This is a genomic window from Bradyrhizobium sp. CIR48 (genome assembly GCF_014198315.1).
GTDB lineage: Bacteria > Pseudomonadota > Alphaproteobacteria > Rhizobiales > Xanthobacteraceae > Bradyrhizobium.
Map to the genome: position 1 here is coordinate 435,335 of NZ_JACIHG010000007.1, position 16,591 is coordinate 451,925.

A 16,591-nucleotide genomic window follows, 5' to 3' on the forward strand; every position below is an offset into this window, starting at 1 on the left:
GAAAACAACCCCATGCACAGTAGCCGGCGCTAGCCGGATCAACGGGTTACGTGCGCGGCAAAGATAGCTTGCGCGGACCGTCGCGCCGTTTGACCCGTCGGGCAAAACAGGGAGGATGTTGGTAGCGTCGCGAAATGGCCTGACGCGTAGTCAGGCGTCCACGCTTCCTCCACAAACTCCGCTGTCATTCCCCGCGAAAGCGGGGAATCCAGTACGCCGCGGCCTCTCGGTTCAATCACAGCTGCCTCTGGAATACTGGATCACCCGCTTTCGCGGGTGATGACACCGAACGATGCGGCGAGGGTTATTGTGGCGTCGGCTTGCGTCGCTTCTCCGCCGGCTTCCCCGCATCCCCCACATCCACCCCTGCATTCCGCAACAGCACCTTCGCCGCTTCCTTCGCAGCTCTTGCCATTGCCGGATCGTCCCGCACGAGGTCTTGCGCGATCGAGCCGTCGACCAGCAGCACCAGCTGCGTTGCGAGCGCGTCCGCCTCGGCTACACCGAGCTCGTTCAGGCGGTCGCGAAACCAGAGGCGGCGGCTTTCCTTGAAGGCGACCGCGATCTTCTTCACGGCGCGGTCCTGAGGGCCGAGCTCGGCGACCGCGTTCACGAACGGGCAGCCGCGAAAGTCCTTGGCGGCAAAGCGCCGCTCCAGCGAATCGAAGGTTGCGAGAATCTGCTCGGCCGGCGGCTTGTCCGAGGGAGATGCGTGCACGAAGCGGCGCTCGAGGTATGCCGCGATCAGCGCGTCCTTGGACGGGAAGTGGTTGTAGAGCGTACGCTTGGAGATGCCGATCTCGGCCGCGATGGTGTCAACGCCGATGGCGCGAATGCCCTGCAGATAGAACAGCTTGTCGGCGGTCTGAAGGATCCGCTCTTTCATCGTCTGTGGGGCGGGCGGGGGAGCCATGCAGCGACGCGCATCCTCTTGGCTTGACAGCTGGGGCGCAACATAGCCTAAGTACACAGGTCTGTGTAACCAAAATCAACCGATATTTCAGACGACGGCATTTGCGCCGTGCCCCCGAGGGAGACGAAAATGCCCCTGCTGCAGGTCCTGCGTCCGACATTGCCCATCCTGATCGGCGCCTCGATCATGCTGACGCTGAGCATGGGGCTGCGGCAGAGCCTCGGCATCTTCATGCAGCCGCTGACCCACGACATCCACATTTCGATCTCGGATTTCACGCTGGCGCTGGCGGTGCAGAACCTCGCCTGGGGCTTTCTCCAGCCGCTCGCCGGCGCGATGACGGTGCGCTACGGCTTCCGCCCGATCATGATCGTCGGCGCGCTGATGTACATCGTGGGCCTCATTCTGATGGCGACCGCGAACGGCCTCGTCAGTATCATGATCGGCGCGGGCGTGCTGATCGGCACATCGCTGGCCTGCACTGCGGCCGCTATCGCGATGTCGGTGGCGGCGCGCGCGGTGCCCGAAACGGTGCGCTCGACTGTGCTCGGCATTGTCTCCGGCGCGGGTTCGCTCGGCGCGCTGCTGTCGGCGCCGATCGGACAGATGCTCAATGAGGGGTTTGGCTGGCGCGTCGGGCTTGCCGGCTTCGTCGTCATGTCGGTGCTGATGATTCCGGCCGCGTGGTACGCGGGGCGCGTCGACCAGGTCCCGCTGCCGAAGCCGGCTGCCGACGAGATCGACGATGCCACGGCTGCGACCGCGGCGAGGACCGCGTTCGGCAATGCCTCCTTCGTGGTGATGACCTGCGCCTATCTCGTCTGCGGCATGCAACTGGTCTTCCTCACCACGCATCTGCCGTCATACCTCGCGATCTGCGGCCTCGATCCGATGCTGAGCGCGCAGACGCTCGGCATGATCGGCGGCTTCAACGTCCTCGGCTCGCTGTTCTTCGGCTGGGCCGGCCAGCGCTGGAACAAGCTGGCGCTGCTGGGGGCGATCTACATCCTGCGCTCGCTGGCGCTCGCCTGGTACTTCATGCTGCCGGCAACGCCGTTCTCGACGCTGCTGTTCGGCGCCATCATGGGCTTCCTGTGGATGGGCGTCGGGCCGCTGGTCGCGGGCGCGGTCGCCGAGATGTTCGGCCTGCGCTGGCAGGCGATGATCCAGGGCCTCGCCTTCATGAGCCACCAGATCGGCAGCTTCCTCGGCGCCTACGGAGGCGGGGTACTCTACGACGCGCTCGGCTCCTACACCATGGCCTGGCGCATCGGCGTGGCGCTCGGCCTTGCCGGGGGCATCGTGCAGGTGGCGTTCGCGCTTGTCAGGCCGTCGCAGCCGCCGGCGCCGGTGCTGAAGGCGGCGTAGGCTTCTGGGATTAGCATCTCTCACCGTCACCCTGAGGTGCTCGCCTTCGGCGAGCCTCGAAGGGCGACGGCGCGGCTGTGACCGCTCATCCTTCGAGGCTCCCGGCGCGATGCGTTTGCATCGCGCCACTCGCACCTCAGGATGACGGATCGGGATAAGCGCTTGCAGCAATCGGCGAGCGGTATGGACTAGCGATGTCCTGAGCGCTTGAGATCGGCGACCTTGAACCTGTTGCCGGCCTGCAGGCTGCTGCAAAACCAGTGGGCTCTGTTTCGAAATTCGCCCAGGAACACCTTCGTCTCGACGCAATTCTCGTAGGATGAATGGGTGATGGTGTCTCGGCACGTTGGCGAGAAGGGTCCATAGTTCACATTGCCGCCCGACTCGCTGCATCCGATCCACGGCTCCTTGCCGTGCCGGAAGCTTGATGCACAGCCACCGTTGCAGCTGCTGGCGACTTTCTCCAGGCTGGCTATCCTCCCCATCACAGAACCCGGTGCATAGGAAGGCGTGCGCGCGGTTGCCGTTCGAGTGGTTGACGCAGTTCGACGCGGCGCCGTTGTGTTTGCTCCCCGCTCCGACACGTGCGGCTTTGCCACCTGTTTCGGCGCATCGACCGTGATGGGGGGAAGCGTGGCGGCGGAGCCTGTCGGGATTTGCGACGCTGCCGGGGCGCACAGCAGGACAGTCGACAAGGCTGCGATGGTTGAAGGCACGACAAGGCTCGATGACAATCTCATGACCATGTCCTTCCCAAATCCGGACGGAAACTCCGTGCCGGTAAGTGCACGGTAACAGACATTTAGGATTGAGCAACCGGGGGTTGAGGGATCGCTTAGCGATAAATTCGCCATCGCCATGGCAACCAACAAGAGAACGCGCTTGCTGGGCGGCTTGTCCACCGAAGCTCGAAGAACGAAGGCGGAAGCGAAGCGGTTGGGAACGACTCTGCAGCGCAGCGCGCCGATGTGGCGGCGGCTCGCGCTCTCTGACCGTCACCCTGAGGTGCTCGTCCTGCGGTTTCCCGCAGGGCGAGCCTCGAAGGGCGAACAGCCCGGCCGCATCTCGGCCGTTCATCCTTCGAGGTTCTCCGCGCGATGCTTTGCATCGCACGGCTCGCGCCTCAGGATAACGGAGAAGGATAGGTAAAGAAAAACGGGGCCCGTGAGGGCCCCGCAAAACTCAGCAGCTTGTCCGCGATCTTACTTGATCTTGGCTTCGCGGAATTCGACGTGCTTGCGCGCGACCGGGTCGTACTTCTTCTTGACCAGCTTGTCGGTCATGGTGCGCGAATTCTTCTTGGCGACGTAGTAGAAGCCGGTGTCGGCCGAGGACACGAGCTTGACCTTGATGGTGACCGCTTTGGCCATGTTCAGAACCTCAGAAATGAAGGGAATCTGGAGCCGGCCAAACGGCCCGCGTTGGCCGGCAACCTAGCCAGAAACCGCCTGATGTCAAGGTTTCGAAGCGTTTTCAAGCGAAGTGGGCACCGGTTCGCGTCAAGAAAACGCGTCAAAAACAACAACCTAGAGCCCCCGTACGGGGCTCTAGCGGCAAAAGCCCCCCAAAACGGCCCGATTACCCCTCGAAGAACCGGTTTTTCGGCCGCGGCAGGCCCAGATTCTCCCTCAAAGTGGGCCCTTCATACTCTTTCCGGAAAATCCCGCGCCGCTGCAGCTCCGGGACGACCTTGTCGACGAAATCGTCGAGGCCGGCGGGCAGGAACGGGAACATGATGTTGAAGCCGTCGGAGCCGCGCCCGACCAGCCATTCCTCCATCTGGTCGGCGATGGTTTTGGCCGTGCCGACGAAGGACAGCCCGCCATAGCCGCCGACGCGCTGGGCGAGCTGGCGCACGGTGAGCTTGTCGCGCTTGGCGAGGTCGACCATGCGCTGCCGGCCGCTCTTGCTGGCGTTGGTCTCGGGGATGTCAGGCAGTTGGCCGTCGGGGTCGAAGCCCGAGGCATCGGTGCCGAGGATGACCGAGAGCGAGGCGATGGCGCTGTCGTAATGCACGCGGCTGTCGAGCAGCGTGCGCTTCTCTTTGGCCTCATCGACGCTGTCGCCGACCACCACGAATGCGCCGGGCAGGATCTTCAGATGCTCGGGATCGCGGCCGATCCTCTCCATGCGGCCCTTGATGTCGGCATAGAGCTTTTGTCCGTCGGCGAGGCTGCCGCCGCCGGTGAACACGGCTTCCGCCGTCTCTGCCGCGAGCTGCTTGCCGTCTTCGGAGGCGCCGGCCTGCACGATCACCGGCCAGCCCTGCACGGGACGGGCAATGTTGAGGGGGCCGCGCACCTTCAGATATTTGCCGTTGTGGTCGAGCGTGTGCATCTTCGCGGGATCGAAAAATAGCCCGCTCTCGACATCGCGCACGAAGGCATCGTCGGCGAAGGAATCCCATAGGCCCGTGACGACATCGTAGAACTCACGTGCGCGCTTGTAGCGCTCGGCATGCTCCATGTGGTCGTCGAGGCCGAAATTCAGCGCCGCGTCCGGGTTCGATGTCGTGACGATGTTCCAGCCGGCGCGGCCGCCGCTGAGATGATCGAGCGAGGCGAAGCGGCGCGCGACGTGATAGGGTTCGTCAAACGTGGTCGAGCCCGTCGCGATCAGGCCGATCCGCTCGGTGACCGCCGAGAGCGCCGACAGCAGCGTGAACGGCTCGAACGAGGTCACCGTGTGGCTGCGCTTGAGCGCATTGACCGGCATGTTCAGCACGGCGAGGTGATCGGCCATGAAGAAGGCGTCGAACTTGCCGGCCTCGAGCTTCTGGATCAGCGTCTTGATGTGCGAGAAGTTGAAATTGGCGTCCGGCCAGGCCCCGGGATAGCGCCAGGCGCCGGTGTGGATGCTGATCGGGCGCATGAACGCGCCAAGCTTGAGTTGCCGTTGTGCCATCGCCCGGTGTCCGTTCTTGGTGACGTTGGGGAAAGACATAGGCATGCGACGGAACTCCGCCATCGGGGGAGGCGGGAAGAATCTTTTGTTTTTCGCGACGCGGTTAGCACAATCGCGTCATTTCGGGGGGCACGCGGCAAGCCCGCAGGAGCCATCGAACCAATCCACCGCTGGCTCCGACCTAAGCCGTGACCTCGTGAGGAGACGCTTCAATGGCCCGCGCAATGACCGTGGACGGTGGCATCGTTCGCATCGACCGGCCCATGCCATGGGTCGGCCGGCTGCTGTCGCTGCCGCTGCTGGCGGCGAGCGGCTATCTGCTGTGGAATGTCGCGCTCGGGCTGCGGCAGGATTTTTTCGGCTTCGGAAGGCTCGCCGATGACCTCATGCCGGTGCTGGTGTTTACGGGGCTCGGATTGCTGGTCGGCATTCCCGGCCTCATCCTGCTCACGTTCCGCTATTTCGTCGTGCTCAACGAGACGCTGCGCCAGATCGTCATCACAAGGCAGTTCGGCCTGCTGAATATCCGCTCATCGCGCGATCTCGCCGATTATCACTTCATCAGCATCACCGACGACTACGATCCCGAGCTGACGACCTATGACGTCAATCTCTGCGGCAACAAGGGCACCGAGCCGATCACGCTGGTGAGCTTCACTAGGCGCGAGGAGGCGGACAAGTTGGCGAGCGAGATCGGCCGCCTCCTGAAACTGCCGGCGCGCGACTATGTCGGCACCGAGCCTGACGAGAGCTAAGGCCTAGTTGCGACCCGTTCCGGAAATTGCCATCCTCGCGGCCGAACACCGCGATGGAAGGCCATGACCTCTGCGAATAATTCCATTCCCGCGCTTCTGCCGCGCGGCAAGGGCCACCAGTTTCTGTTGTATGGTGACTCGTGCTCGGGCGTGCCCGGTGCCTTGCACGAAAAGACCTTCGCCTCGGTCAACGCAGTCGTTCAACGCCTGACACCGCAGCCTGACTTCATTCTCTTTCCGGGCGATGAGATCATCGGACTCACGCCGGACCCGGACGCTCTGCGTGCGCAGTGGCGATACTGGCTGGAAACGGAAATGGCGTGGCTCGACCGTGCGGCCACTCCGATCTGGCACACCACCGGCAACCATACTACCTATGACGTGATGAGCGAGGCGGTGTTTCGCGCAGTGTTGGACCTGCCGGACAATGGGCCGCCGGGGCAAGCCGGTCTCTCTTACTTCGTGCGGCGCGGCGACCTCCTGATGGTGTTCGTCAACACGCTCTGGAGTGGCCTTGGAGGTGAGGGCCATGTTGAGCTCGCGTGGCTGGAAGCCACGCTCAGAGAACATGGTGATGCCCGACACAAGCTCGTCCTTGGCCATCACCCGGTGTTTCCTGTCAACGGCTTTACCGGGACGTATCAGCGCGAGATCGGCCACGAATATGCGCGTCCGTTCTGGGACCTTCTGGTGAAGGAAAACGTGCTTGCCTATCTGTGCAGCCACATCCTCGCCTTCGACGTCCAGGCACATCGTGGTGTCCTGCAGATTTGCACTGCGGGCGCAGGAACGGCTCACAGGATGCCGGAAGGCGTCGAGTATCTGCATTGCATTCAAGCCGCGCTTGACGAGGAAGGCTTGCGTTATCAGGTGCTGGATACCGACGGCGTCGTCAGGGAGAGGATGGAATGGCCGCTACCGGATCCTGATCCCGCCGGGTGGAAAGTGCTGCGGCACGGAGATGTCGAGGCACCGTTTAGCGGACGTTTGGAGAGCGGGCGTCGGATCGAGCTGAGGCTTGTGGGGCAAAGCGCTGCGGCCGATGTTGCAACGGCCCAGACGATTTTCACGGCCTTCGCGCCTGGTTCGATCGCGCCGTTCTGGCTCGGGCTTCGGGGACCAAGGCAAACTCTGACAGCCATCGTTGGTCGTGAGCCGGGGCGAAGCCCAACCTATTGGTTTGGACCTGATGTTCCGGCGGGCGAGGGTTTCGATATTCACGTCGCGATCTACCCGGATATGGGCCCCGGCGGTCTATTGTACCGTCGTCAGGACTCCACGCGCTGGTCGTCGTTCACCTCTGCGACGGCGCGAGGGCTGGAGCAGCTTGTGTGGCCCCGGCATTGGGCGATCGGCCACGGACAGGGCGGCAGCGAAGACCGTGCCTTCAGGGGTGATGCCCTGAGTTTGCTCATCGCGTGACGCGCGGAAGTCCGCTTGTGGCGACTGCCGCGATGTCCGTTGAGATCAGCCCAAAATATCCTTCTGCATCTTGCCGCCGTAGAAATGGAAGAACGGCACTGGCGCATCGTGGCGCAGCGGGCCGGTGGCAAGGCGGGTGTGGAGCTCGTTGAGCACGTTGCGCGTCATCGGATGCAAATCGGCCAGCGGCTTCGAGCCGAGCTCAACCCAGACCAGCTCGACCAGTTCGGCATCGGCATGGATGACGCCGTCGACGCGGTGGGTGATCGCGGAGGCGTCCGCGGTGAAGAAGCGCGTGTCGAACCGCTTGACGCGGCCGGGCGGGGTGATCGCGCGCGCGATCAGGAACAGGCTGGACGGATCGGGCAGGAGACCCGCATCGGCGAACGGCTTCCAGGGGCCGTCGAGCCTTGTCACTTTGCCTTCGGCCGTGCGCCCGAGGCAGAGGCCGGTTTCTTCGCAGGCCTCGCGGATCGCGGCGATGGCGAGCGACTTCGCGCGCGAAGCGGGGGTCTTCGGGCTGCCCTTGGCGAGGTTGGCCTCCAGCTCGGCCGTGATGGGCGCAGCACAGGGCACGCGATAATCGGCCTTGTCGACGCGCCCGCCGGGGAAGACGAACTTGCCGGGCATGAACACCACCTTGTCGTGGCGCTTGCCGACCAGCACCTTCGGAATGGCGCCGCTGCGGTCGACCAGGATCAGGGTTGCCGCATCCCTCGGACGGAAATAGGGATGATGATCGGCTTCCTTCTCCTCGTGGACCTTGGCCTTCTCCGCGACCTGCGCAATATCCGTCATGTCCTCACCCAAACGCTTTTTGCTTCTTGCTTACACAGGCGGAATACCATCCGGAGGGTTCTCGTCAAACCCGTGCATGCGCAGAGCCCATTGCAGGCCGACCACAGCTCCCTTGATCGGCTGCAGCAGCGCAAGCGAGGCGACGAAGGTGAAGGGCAGATAGGCCGCGAAGCTGAGCCAGACCGGCGTCGTGTAATTGGTCTCGATCCAGAGGATCGTGGGCACCACGATGTGACCGACGATGACGATGACGAGATAGGCGGGCAGATCGTCGGCGCGGTGCGGCGTGAAATCGAGGCCGCAGCTGGCGCAATCGTCTGCGGTCTTCAGGAAGGCGCGGAACAATTTGCCCTCGCCACAGCGCGGGCAGCGGCCGCGAAAGCCGCGCTTCATCGCCGTCCAGAGATCGCGCTTCTCGACGAGACCCGTCTCGCGCGTCCAGATTTTTGGGGCCGTGCTCATCGTCACCATGCTTTGCCCTTTTTACCGCCGCCTTTTCCCTTGTTCTTTCCTTTATTCTTTCCCTGGCCCTTCTTCGGTTTGCCGGATTTTGGCTTCGGCGGCTTGCGTTTTCTATCCGGGCTGCGTCCGGGATGCGCCTTGAATGAGGGGCGGCGCTGCGGACCGGATGACCTGCGTTCGCGCGGCGCGGTCTCACTGGAGAACGACAGCAGCTCGAAGCGCAGCGCGCCCGCGATCGGCGCTGCCTCGATCAGGCGGACGTCGACCACGTCGCCGAGCTGATACATGGTGCGGCTGCGCGTGCCAACGAGGGCGTGTCGGCCCTCGTCATAGTTGAAATATTCCGTGCCGAGGGATCGGATCGGGATCAGGCCGTCGGCGCCGGTCTCAGCGAGCTTGACGAACAGGCCGGCGCGGGTGACGCCGGAGACGCGGCCCTGGAAGCTCGCGCCGATGCGATCAGCCAGGTGATGGGCAATCAGCCGGTCGACGGTCTCACGCTCCGCCTTCATCGCGCGCCGCTCGGTCACCGAGATGTGGGCTGCGACCTCGCTTAAGGTTTCCGGCGTCTCGCTGTCGGGCAGGGCGCCTTCGCCGAGGCCGAGCGCGCGGACCAGCGCGCGATGCACCACGAGGTCGGCATAGCGGCGGATCGGCGAAGTGAAATGCGCGTAGCGGCGCAAATTCAGGCCGAAGTGCCCGTAGTTCTCCGAGGAGTATTCGGCCTGCGCCTGGGCGCGCAGCACGACCTCGCTGACCAGCGGATAGTAATCATGGCCTTCGAGCTGGGCCAGCACGCGGTTGAATGTGGTGGGACGCAGCGCGCCTGATTTGGCGAAGGGAACGTCGAGCGTCTCCAGGAATTCCGCGAGCGCGTGGACCTTCTCCAAGGTCGGCTCGTCGTGCACGCGGTAGATCAGCGGGAGCGACTTCTTCTCCAGCATCTCGGCCGCCGCGACGTTGGCGAGGATCATGAACTCCTCGATCAGCTTGTGCGCATCGAGCCGCTCAGGGACGACGACGCGGTCGACCGTGCCGTCGCTCTTCAAGAGGATCTTGCGCTCGGGCAGATCGAGATTGAGCGGATCGCGCTCGTCGCGCGCGCGCTTGGCGCAGGCATAGGCGGCGTAGAGCGGCCGCAAGATCGGATCGAGCAGGGGGCCGGTGGTGTCGTCGGGCCGTCCGTCGATCGCGGCCTGCGCCTGCGCGTAGCTCAGCTTCGCCGCCGAGCGCATCAGGATGCGGTGGAAGCTGTGCGAGCGCTTGCGGCCATCGGGGCCGAGCACCATCCGAACCGCGAGCGCGCCACGCGGCTCGCCCGGCACCAGCGAGCAGAGATCGTTGGAGATCCGCTCGGGCAGCATCGGTACGACGCGGTCGGGGAAATAGACCGAATTGCCGCGGTCGAGCGCGTCGCGGTCGAGCGCGCTGCCCGGCCGGACGTAGAAGCTGACATCGGCAATGGCGACGTTGACGATGAAGCCGCCCTTGTTGTTGGGATCCTCATCGGCCTGCGCGTGTACCGCGTCGTCGTGATCCTTCGCGTCGGGCGGATCGATGGTGAGAAGCGGCACGTCGCGCCAATCCTCGCGGCCCTTCGGGTTCGCGGGCTCAGCGGCTTCTGCCTCGCGCTCGGCGGCAGGCGAGAATTGCAGCGGGATGTCATGGGCGTAGATCGCGATCAGGCTGATCGCCTTCTCCGACTTGACCGAGCCGAGCTTCTCCTTCACGCGACCGGACGCCAGCCCAAAGCTGCGCGTGCGGACGATGTCGACGCTGACGAGATCGCCGTCCTGCGCGCCGTGTGTGTCGGCCGGGGCGATGTTCAACTCGCGGTCCGCGGCCTTCTTGTCGACGGGGACGAGCCGTCCGCCGCCTTCGGGCAGACTGCGAAACACGCCGAGGATGCGGCTCTTGGCCTTGTCGAAAACCTTGATGATGTGGCCGCGATAGGCCGGGCCTTCGGTGTCGTCCGTGCGCTCGACGCGCAGCAGCACGCGATCGCGGACGCCGGCGACGGTGCCTGGCTTCGGCCGGCGCGGCATCTGGATGCGGATTTTGGGGGGCTCGCCACTCTCGACCTCGTCCCATTCGGTGGGGGAGGCGATCAATTCGCCGTCGGCGTCGCGGCCGGTAATGTCGGCGACCAGCGTCGGCGGCAGCGCGTCCGGCTCGGACACCTTGTGGCGCTTCTTCTTGATGGTTCCGTCGTCGGCGAGCTCGCGCAATATGCGCTTGAGCTCGACGCGATCGGCGTTCTTCAGGCCGAACTCGCGCGCAATTTCGCGGGTCCCGACCTTTCCGGGATTTGCCTTGATGAAGGCGACGATGGCTTGCCTGTCGGGAAAGCCACGGTCATTCTTGCGTTTCACTTAACCTCTAATTCTTGATCTCAAGTCTTGCCGGCGCTCTTCTTGGCCGGAGCCTTGGGGGCGGCGGCCTTGGTCGGCGACGTTTTTGCGGTCGACGACACGGCTGCGCGCGCCTTGCTGGTGGATTCGGATTTGGTTTTGGCCGCCTTCTTCGCGGCGGCCTTTTTCGGTTTCGGTGCGGCGTCATCGCCGTCCGCAGCCTTCGCCGTAGTCTTCTTGGCCTTGGCCGGCTTCGCCGCCTTCTTCGGCTTCTTGCCGCCGCCTTTGGCTGCGCGTTCGTCGATCAGCGCAATCGCCTGGGCCAGCGTGACGGTGTCCTTTTCGAACTCGGCGGGGATCGTCGCATTGACGCCGCCGGCGGTGACATAGGCGCCGTAGCGGCCGCTCTTCACGGTGACGGTGCCGAGCGAGGGATGATCGCCGATCGCCTTGCCGGGATCGGCGCCGAACCGGCGGCTCGGGCCCTTGGCGACCTTTTCCGCGATCAGCGTCACTGCGCGGTTGAGGCCGATGTCGAACACTTCGTCGCCGGCCTCCAGGCTGGCATAGGTCTTCTCATGCTTGACGAACGGCCCGAAGCGGCCGAGCCCGGCGGTGATGGGCTGACCGGTCTCCGGATGCTTGCCGATCTCGCGCGGCAGCGACAATAGCTTCAGCGCAAGCTCGAGCTCGACATCGCCGGGCGAGGTGCCCTTCGGAATGCCGGCGCGCTTCGGCTTCTCGCCTTCCTCATAATCCTTCTGCTCGCCGAGCTGGATATAGGGCCCGAAGCGGCCGGCCTTGACCCAGACATCGCGACCCGTCTCGGGGTCCTGGCCGAGCGAACGGTCAGCGGTCGCTTCGCCATCGGCGGCGAGCTGACGGGTGTAGCGGCACTCCGGATAATTCGAGCAGCCGACGAAGGCGCCGAACTTGCCCGCCTTGAGATTCAGCCGGCCATTGCCGCAGCTCGGGCACTGCCTGATATCGCCGCCATCCGTGCGGGGCGGATAGATGTGCTGGCCCAGCATCTCGTCGAGCACGTCGAGCACCTGGGCTACGCGCAGATCCTTGATTTCGTCGACGGCGCCGATGAAGCCCGTCCAGAAATCCTTCAGCACCTGCTGCCAGGAGATCTCGTTGTTGGAGATGCGGTCGAGCTGCTCTTCGAGACCGGCCGTAAAATCGTACTCGACGTAGCGGGCGAAGAAGCTCTCGAGGAACGCGATCACGACGCGGCCCTTGTCCTCGCCGTGCAGGCGCTTCTTCTCCAGCTTGACGTAGCCGCGGTCCTTCAGGACCTGCAGGATCGAGGCATAGGTCGAGGGCCGGCCGATGCCGAGCTCTTCCATGCGCTTGACCAGCGAAGCCTCGGAGAAACGCGGCGGCGGCTCGGTGAAATGCTGCGTGACGGACAGGCTCTGCCGCTTGAGCGCGTCGTTCGGGCTCATCGCGGGCAGGCGGCGGGAATCCTCGTCTTCCTCGTCGTCGCGGCCTTCCTGGTACAGCGCGAGGAAGCCGTCGAACTTGACCACCTGGCCGGTAGCGCGCAGCTCCAGCGTGCGGGAGCCTGCCTTCGCCGTGATGTCGACGGTGGTGCGCTCCAGCTCGGCCGATTCCATCTGGCTCGCGATGGTGCGCTTCCAGATCAGCTCATAAAGTCGCGCCTGATCGGCGTCGAGCTTGCGGCTCATGCTGTCGGGGCGGCGCGACATGTCGGTCGGGCGGATCGCTTCGTGCGCTTCCTGGGCGTTCTTGGCCTTGGCCTGGTACTGGCGCGGCGCGTCCGGCACGTAAGCGTTGCCGTAATCCTCGCCGATCACCTTGCGCGCCTGGGTGATCGCCTCGGGGGCGATCTGCACGCCGTCGGTACGCATATAAGTAATGAGTCCGGTGGTCTCGCCGCCGATGTCGATGCCCTCATAAAGGCGCTGGGCGATGCGCATCGTGTGCGCCGGCGCAAAGCCGTATTTGCGGCTGGCTTCCTGCTGCAGCGTCGAGGTGGTGAAGGGCGCCTGCGGATTGCGCCGGGCCGGCTTCGCATCGACCGAGGTCACGGTGTAGGCGGCCGTCTCCAGCGCCTTCTTGAAGTCTTCGGCTTCCGCGCCGGTTCCGATGTCGAGGCGCTGGATCTTCTTGCCGTCGGCGCCGACCAGGCGGGCCTCGAACGCATCGCCGCGCGGGGTGAGCAGGGTCGCGATCAGCGACCAATATTCGCGCGCGACGAACTTCTCGATCTCGAGCTCGCGGTCGCAGACGAGGCGCAGCGCCACCGACTGCACGCGGCCGGCGGAGCGGGCGCCCGGCAGCTTGCGCCACAGCACCGGGGAGAGGGTGAAGCCGACCAGATAGTCCAGCGCCCGGCGCGCCATATAGGCGTCGACCAGCGCGCCGTCGATCTGGCGCGGATGCTTCATGGCGTCCGAGACCGCCTGCTTGGTGATGGCGTTGAACACCACCCGCTCGATCTTCTGGTCCTTCAGCGCGCGCTTTTCCTTCAGCACCTCCAGCACGTGCCAGGAGATGGCCTCGCCCTCGCGATCAGGGTCGGTGGCGAGAATCAGGCGGTCGGCGTTCTTCAGGGACTTGGCGATGTCGTTGAGCCGGCCGGCCGCCTTGGGGTCGACCTCCCAGATCATCTTGAAATTGGCGTCGGGATCGACGGAGCCGTTCTTCGCGGGCAGGTCGCGGACATGGCCGAACGAGGCCAGAACCTCATAGGACGAGCCCAAATATTTGTTGATCGTCTTGGCTTTCGCCGGCGACTCCACAATGACGATATTCATGTAGTTCCAGTAACTTACGGGAAAATCTGAGGCCGAAAACGAAAGGACTCGGGTCGGCCGTTTCGCCCCGAACATGGGTGGTGAGGCCCTCGCTGTCAAATCGAAGGCTGTTGAAAGCCGCCCGGATGGGAAAAGTTTCATATCGAGAAAGTTGCAAAATACCACCTTGGAGTTGCGGTCGATGTCGGCGTAATGTTTCGGCGGGGCATGGATTCGGGTGGGGTCTGGTGACTAGGCCGGGAAAGAAACGGGCGCGCGCCGCATCAGGCGCGCCGGGAGGCTCGCGTCACGAGGAACCGGGGGAAGGCGGCGTCGACGAGGCCGTCGCCTTCATCGCCGAGCAGGTCGGGGCCTTGCGCAAGCTCGCCGAGCGCCACAAGCTCGACGTGCTGCACTATCTCCTGGGCATGACCAAGCTCGAGGCCGACGAGCATGTGAGGCTGCGGAGCAAGCGCAAGCTGTCGTGAGGGCACTATCCAACCCGTCATCCTGAGGCGCGAGTGGCGCGATGCAAGGCATCGCGCCGGGAGCCTCGAAGGATGCACGGCCGGGATGCAGCCGGGCCGTCGCCCTTCGAGGCTCGCCGAAGAGGCGAGCACCTCAGGGTGACGGTGCGAGATATGGGCGCCGTTCTATCCCCGTCATTTGCGAGCGCAGCGACTTGTCCGCCGAAGCCTTGGCGAAGGCGGAAGCAATCCAGAGGCTTTCCGCGGGGGGCAGTCTGGATTGCTTCGTCGCAAGGGCTCCTCGCATTGACGGTGTGGCGAGAGCCGGGCTCGTCACGCCGACCGCCGTCGCGACGCCGGCCGTGGCTTCAGAGTCGTATCCGCCGGGCTAAGCAGCCGGCCATCCTCCGCGCGCATTTCCAGCTTCTTCACCGGGCGGCCCTTGGCGCGATCCACCAAAATGGTCGCGATCTCCTCAGGCGCGTCGTCGAACTCCTCGCTCCATTGCCTGAGCGCCACCAGGATCGGGAAGGTGCCGCGGCCCTTCGGCGTCAGCACATATTCTTGGTAGGCGCTGCCGTCGGAGGCCGGGGCGGTTGCCAGGATGCCGTGGTCGACCAGCGAGCGCAGCCGGACCGACAAAATATTCTTGGCCATGCCGAGCTTGCTCTGGAATTCGCCGAAGCGGCGCAGGCCGAACAGCGCCTCGCGGATGATCAGCAGCGACCACCAATCGCCGAGCGCGTCCAGCGATCTCGCGATCGGGCAGGCATCGCCCTCGAAGCTGGTTCGTTTCACCATCGTTCCGGTCCTGTCGCGTTCGCACGATCGGTGTGCCGATCACGCGCTTGTGTGGTTGCATGATAAAACCATATGCCCTAGATGGCAACATAGTTTTATGATGCAACCACTGGAGGCGAACGTGAGACTGAAGAACAAGACGGCCCTGATCACCGGCGGCAACAGCGGCATTGGCCTTGCGACCGCAAAACTGTTCGTGGCCGAAGGCGCCAAGGTGGTGATCACCGGACGCAACAAACAGACGCTGGAGGCGGCGGCCAAGGAGCTCGGGCCGAACGCGCTCGCGCTCGCCGCGGACGCCACCGACATCGCCGCGACGGAAGCTGCGATCAAGCAGGGCGCCGAGAAGTTCGGCAAGTTCGACATCGTGTTCGCCAACGCCGGCATCGCCGGCGGCACGCCGCTCGGCTCGGCCACGCTCGAGGTCTTCGAGAAGGTCATCAGCACGAACCTGACAAGCGTATTCTTCACGGTGCAGGCGGCACTGCCTTATCTCAGCGACAATGCCTCGATCATCCTCAACGGCTCGGTGATCTCAGTCCTCGGCATTCCCGGCTACTCGGCTTACGGCGCCGCGAAGGCCGGCGTGCGCGCGATGGCGCGGATCATGGCCTCGGAGCTGTCGCCGCGCGGCATCCGCGTCAACGTGGTCGCGCCCGGCGCGACCCGCACGCCGATCTGGGGACCTGCAACGGCAACACCGGAAGCCGAGAAGGCGTTCGAGAAGCGGATCGCGCTGTCGACGCCTCTGGGGCGCATCGGCGAAACCGATCACGTTGCGAAGACGGTGCTGTTCCTCGCCTCCGATGATTCCGCGCATGTGCAGGGCCAGGAGATCTTCGTCGACGGCGGCGCGGTGGCCTCGCCGAGCGGCGCGCCGATCTATCGCGGTTGATCGCTCCTCCGAGCCTTAAGTCGTCCGGCGCAGATCGTGTGTTGCGCCGGACGGTTCTGCGCTCGCGAGGACTATGCCGCGCGCAGGCTGGTCGCTGCCTGAAGGGCGCCGGCCAGCGACTTCTCGCGGTGGTCCGGGCCGACCTGGACGCCGTCGGCCGGAATGAATTCGACGCCGGTGATGCCCATGAAGCCGAACACCCAGCGCAGATAGGTTTCGAGATGCTCGCCGGCCGCATACGGCGTCTCCGCGCCATAATAGCCGCCGCGTGAGATCGCCACGATCACGCGCTTACCGCCGGCGAGCCCCTCGGGCCCGGCTGCGCCGTATTTGAAGGTCTTCCCCACCACCAGGATGCGATCGATCCAGGCCTTGAGCTGGCTGGGAATGGTAAAGTTGTACATGGGCGCGCCGATCACGACGATGTCGGCGGCCAGGAACTCATCCAGCGCAGCTGCGCTCGCGGCGAGGTCGGGTCCGAGTTCCGCCGGCGCGGGCGCGCCTTGCGCGGCGGCGAGGTGCGATCCCGAGAGGTGGGCCAGCGGGGTCTGGGTCAGGTCGCGATAAGTGATGTCCAGTGAGGGCGTCGCCTGCCGGAGCCGGTCGACGATGGCGGCGGAGACCTGCCTGGAGACGGAGTGGGGGCCGAGCACACTGGAGTCGAGATGAAGCAGTTTCATTTGGAGTCAC

At 64.7% G+C, this 16,591-nt stretch carries 15 protein-coding genes; 5 read left to right on the plus strand and 10 right to left on the minus strand.

Annotation, left to right across the window (positions count from 1 at the left end; all coding sequences use genetic code 11):
* Positions 1-304: 304 nt before the first annotated feature.
* Entirely contained in the window at positions 305-913 is a 609-nt protein-coding gene (locus tag GGD66_RS23670) for a TetR/AcrR family transcriptional regulator (protein ID WP_183259127.1), read from the minus strand.
* A gap of 129 nt (positions 914-1,042) precedes the next feature.
* On the opposite strand from GGD66_RS23670, the gene GGD66_RS23675 reads away from it, so the two are divergent.
* Positions 1,043-2,281: an MFS transporter gene (locus tag GGD66_RS23675; protein ID WP_183259128.1), complete on the plus strand. Its 1,239-nt coding sequence runs from the start codon at positions 1,043-1,045 to the stop codon at positions 2,279-2,281.
* 188 nt (positions 2,282-2,469) lie between these two features.
* Here GGD66_RS23675 and GGD66_RS23680 read toward each other — a convergent pair whose 3' ends face one another.
* The 3 genes from GGD66_RS23680 to GGD66_RS23690 all read right to left on the minus strand — a co-directional run bounded on the left by GGD66_RS23680 (position 2,470) and on the right by GGD66_RS23690 (position 5,185).
* Complete coding sequence (locus tag GGD66_RS23680) at positions 2,470-3,021, minus strand: hypothetical protein (RefSeq protein WP_183259129.1); 552 nt, start codon at positions 3,019-3,021, stop codon at positions 2,470-2,472.
* A gap of 462 nt (positions 3,022-3,483) precedes the next feature.
* Positions 3,484-3,651, minus strand: coding sequence for a 50S ribosomal protein L33 (gene rpmG, locus GGD66_RS23685; RefSeq protein ID WP_007603295.1), 168 nt, complete (start codon positions 3,649-3,651; stop codon positions 3,484-3,486).
* A 208-nt stretch (positions 3,652-3,859) separates the two neighbouring features.
* Positions 3,860-5,185 (minus strand): LLM class flavin-dependent oxidoreductase, encoded by a 1,326-nt coding sequence (locus GGD66_RS23690; RefSeq protein ID WP_183259156.1) that lies wholly within the window; start codon positions 5,183-5,185, stop codon positions 3,860-3,862.
* A 212-nt stretch (positions 5,186-5,397) separates the two neighbouring features.
* On the opposite strand from GGD66_RS23690, the gene GGD66_RS23695 reads away from it, so the two are divergent.
* Together GGD66_RS23695 and GGD66_RS23700 are read left to right on the plus strand one after the other, a co-directional pair.
* The gene (locus tag GGD66_RS23695; RefSeq protein WP_092257644.1) at positions 5,398-5,940 is read left to right on the plus strand and encodes a hypothetical protein; all 543 of its coding nucleotides are present in this window, start codon (positions 5,398-5,400) and stop codon (positions 5,938-5,940) included.
* Between the two features lie 63 nt (positions 5,941-6,003).
* Entirely contained in the window at positions 6,004-7,362 is a 1,359-nt protein-coding gene (locus GGD66_RS23700; protein WP_183259130.1) for a metallophosphoesterase, read from the plus strand.
* Positions 7,363-7,407: 45 nt separating this feature from the next.
* Here the strand turns inward: GGD66_RS23700 and GGD66_RS23705 are convergent, their stop codons facing one another.
* Genes GGD66_RS23705 through topA form a run of 4 tightly spaced genes read right to left on the minus strand, consistent with a single transcriptional unit; the run spans position 7,408 to position 13,759 of the window.
* Complete coding sequence (locus tag GGD66_RS23705; RefSeq protein WP_183259131.1) at positions 7,408-8,160, minus strand: NUDIX domain-containing protein; 753 nt, start codon at positions 8,158-8,160, stop codon at positions 7,408-7,410.
* 30 nt (positions 8,161-8,190) lie between these two features.
* On the minus strand, positions 8,191-8,631 hold the full coding sequence (locus GGD66_RS23710; RefSeq protein ID WP_183259132.1) for a DUF983 domain-containing protein: 441 nt from the start codon (positions 8,629-8,631) through the stop codon (positions 8,191-8,193).
* On the minus strand, positions 8,625-10,994 hold the full coding sequence (gene rnr / locus GGD66_RS23715) for a ribonuclease R (protein ID WP_183259133.1): 2,370 nt from the start codon (positions 10,992-10,994) through the stop codon (positions 8,625-8,627). Before rnr ends, GGD66_RS23710 begins: the two co-directional genes overlap by 7 nt.
* A 20-nt stretch (positions 10,995-11,014) precedes the next feature.
* The gene (gene topA / locus GGD66_RS23720; RefSeq protein WP_018321114.1) at positions 11,015-13,759 is read right to left on the minus strand and encodes a type I DNA topoisomerase; all 2,745 of its coding nucleotides are present in this window, start codon (positions 13,757-13,759) and stop codon (positions 11,015-11,017) included.
* Between the two features lie 227 nt (positions 13,760-13,986).
* Here topA and GGD66_RS23725 point away from each other — a divergent pair, with 227 nt between their 5' ends.
* Positions 13,987-14,226 (plus strand): hypothetical protein, encoded by a 240-nt coding sequence (locus GGD66_RS23725; protein WP_018321113.1) that lies wholly within the window; start codon positions 13,987-13,989, stop codon positions 14,224-14,226.
* Positions 14,227-14,538: 312 nt separating this feature from the next.
* On the opposite strand, the gene GGD66_RS23730 is transcribed toward GGD66_RS23725, so the two are convergent.
* Entirely contained in the window at positions 14,539-15,006 is a 468-nt protein-coding gene (locus tag GGD66_RS23730) for a helix-turn-helix domain-containing protein (protein ID WP_018321112.1), read from the minus strand.
* A gap of 121 nt (positions 15,007-15,127) precedes the next feature.
* Here GGD66_RS23730 and GGD66_RS23735 point away from each other — a divergent pair, with 121 nt between their 5' ends.
* Complete coding sequence (locus GGD66_RS23735; RefSeq protein ID WP_026202489.1) at positions 15,128-15,901, plus strand: SDR family oxidoreductase; 774 nt, start codon at positions 15,128-15,130, stop codon at positions 15,899-15,901.
* Positions 15,902-15,972: 71 nt separating this feature from the next.
* Here GGD66_RS23735 and GGD66_RS23740 read toward each other — a convergent pair whose 3' ends face one another.
* Complete coding sequence (locus tag GGD66_RS23740) at positions 15,973-16,581, minus strand: FMN-dependent NADH-azoreductase (protein WP_092257623.1); 609 nt, start codon at positions 16,579-16,581, stop codon at positions 15,973-15,975.
* Positions 16,582-16,591 lie beyond the last annotated feature (10 nt).

What these genes read in the sequence shown, in the direction of transcription:
- GGD66_RS23670 (WP_183259127.1), bottom strand. Translation starts at nt 913, where the DNA reads ATGGCTCCCCCGCCCGCCCCACAGACGATGAAAGAGCGGATCCTTCAG.
- GGD66_RS23675 (WP_183259128.1), top strand. Translation starts at nt 1,043, where the DNA reads ATGCCCCTGCTGCAGGTCCTGCGTCCGACATTGCCCATCCTGATCGGC.
- GGD66_RS23680 (WP_183259129.1), bottom strand. Translation starts at nt 3,021, where the DNA reads ATGAGATTGTCATCGAGCCTTGTCGTGCCTTCAACCATCGCAGCCTTG.
- rpmG (WP_007603295.1), bottom strand. Translation starts at nt 3,651, where the DNA reads ATGGCCAAAGCGGTCACCATCAAGGTCAAGCTCGTGTCCTCGGCCGAC.
- GGD66_RS23690 (WP_183259156.1), bottom strand. Translation starts at nt 5,185, where the DNA reads ATGGCACAACGGCAACTCAAGCTTGGCGCGTTCATGCGCCCGATCAGC.
- GGD66_RS23695 (WP_092257644.1), top strand. Translation starts at nt 5,398, where the DNA reads ATGGCCCGCGCAATGACCGTGGACGGTGGCATCGTTCGCATCGACCGG.
- GGD66_RS23700 (WP_183259130.1), top strand. Translation starts at nt 6,004, where the DNA reads ATGACCTCTGCGAATAATTCCATTCCCGCGCTTCTGCCGCGCGGCAAG.
- GGD66_RS23705 (WP_183259131.1), bottom strand. Translation starts at nt 8,160, where the DNA reads ATGACGGATATTGCGCAGGTCGCGGAGAAGGCCAAGGTCCACGAGGAG.
- GGD66_RS23710 (WP_183259132.1), bottom strand. Translation starts at nt 8,631, where the DNA reads ATGGTGACGATGAGCACGGCCCCAAAAATCTGGACGCGCGAGACGGGT.
- topA (WP_018321114.1), bottom strand. Translation starts at nt 13,759, where the DNA reads ATGAATATCGTCATTGTGGAGTCGCCGGCGAAAGCCAAGACGATCAAC.
- GGD66_RS23730 (WP_018321112.1), bottom strand. Translation starts at nt 15,006, where the DNA reads ATGGTGAAACGAACCAGCTTCGAGGGCGATGCCTGCCCGATCGCGAGA.
- GGD66_RS23740 (WP_092257623.1), bottom strand. Translation starts at nt 16,581, where the DNA reads ATGAAACTGCTTCATCTCGACTCCAGTGTGCTCGGCCCCCACTCCGTC.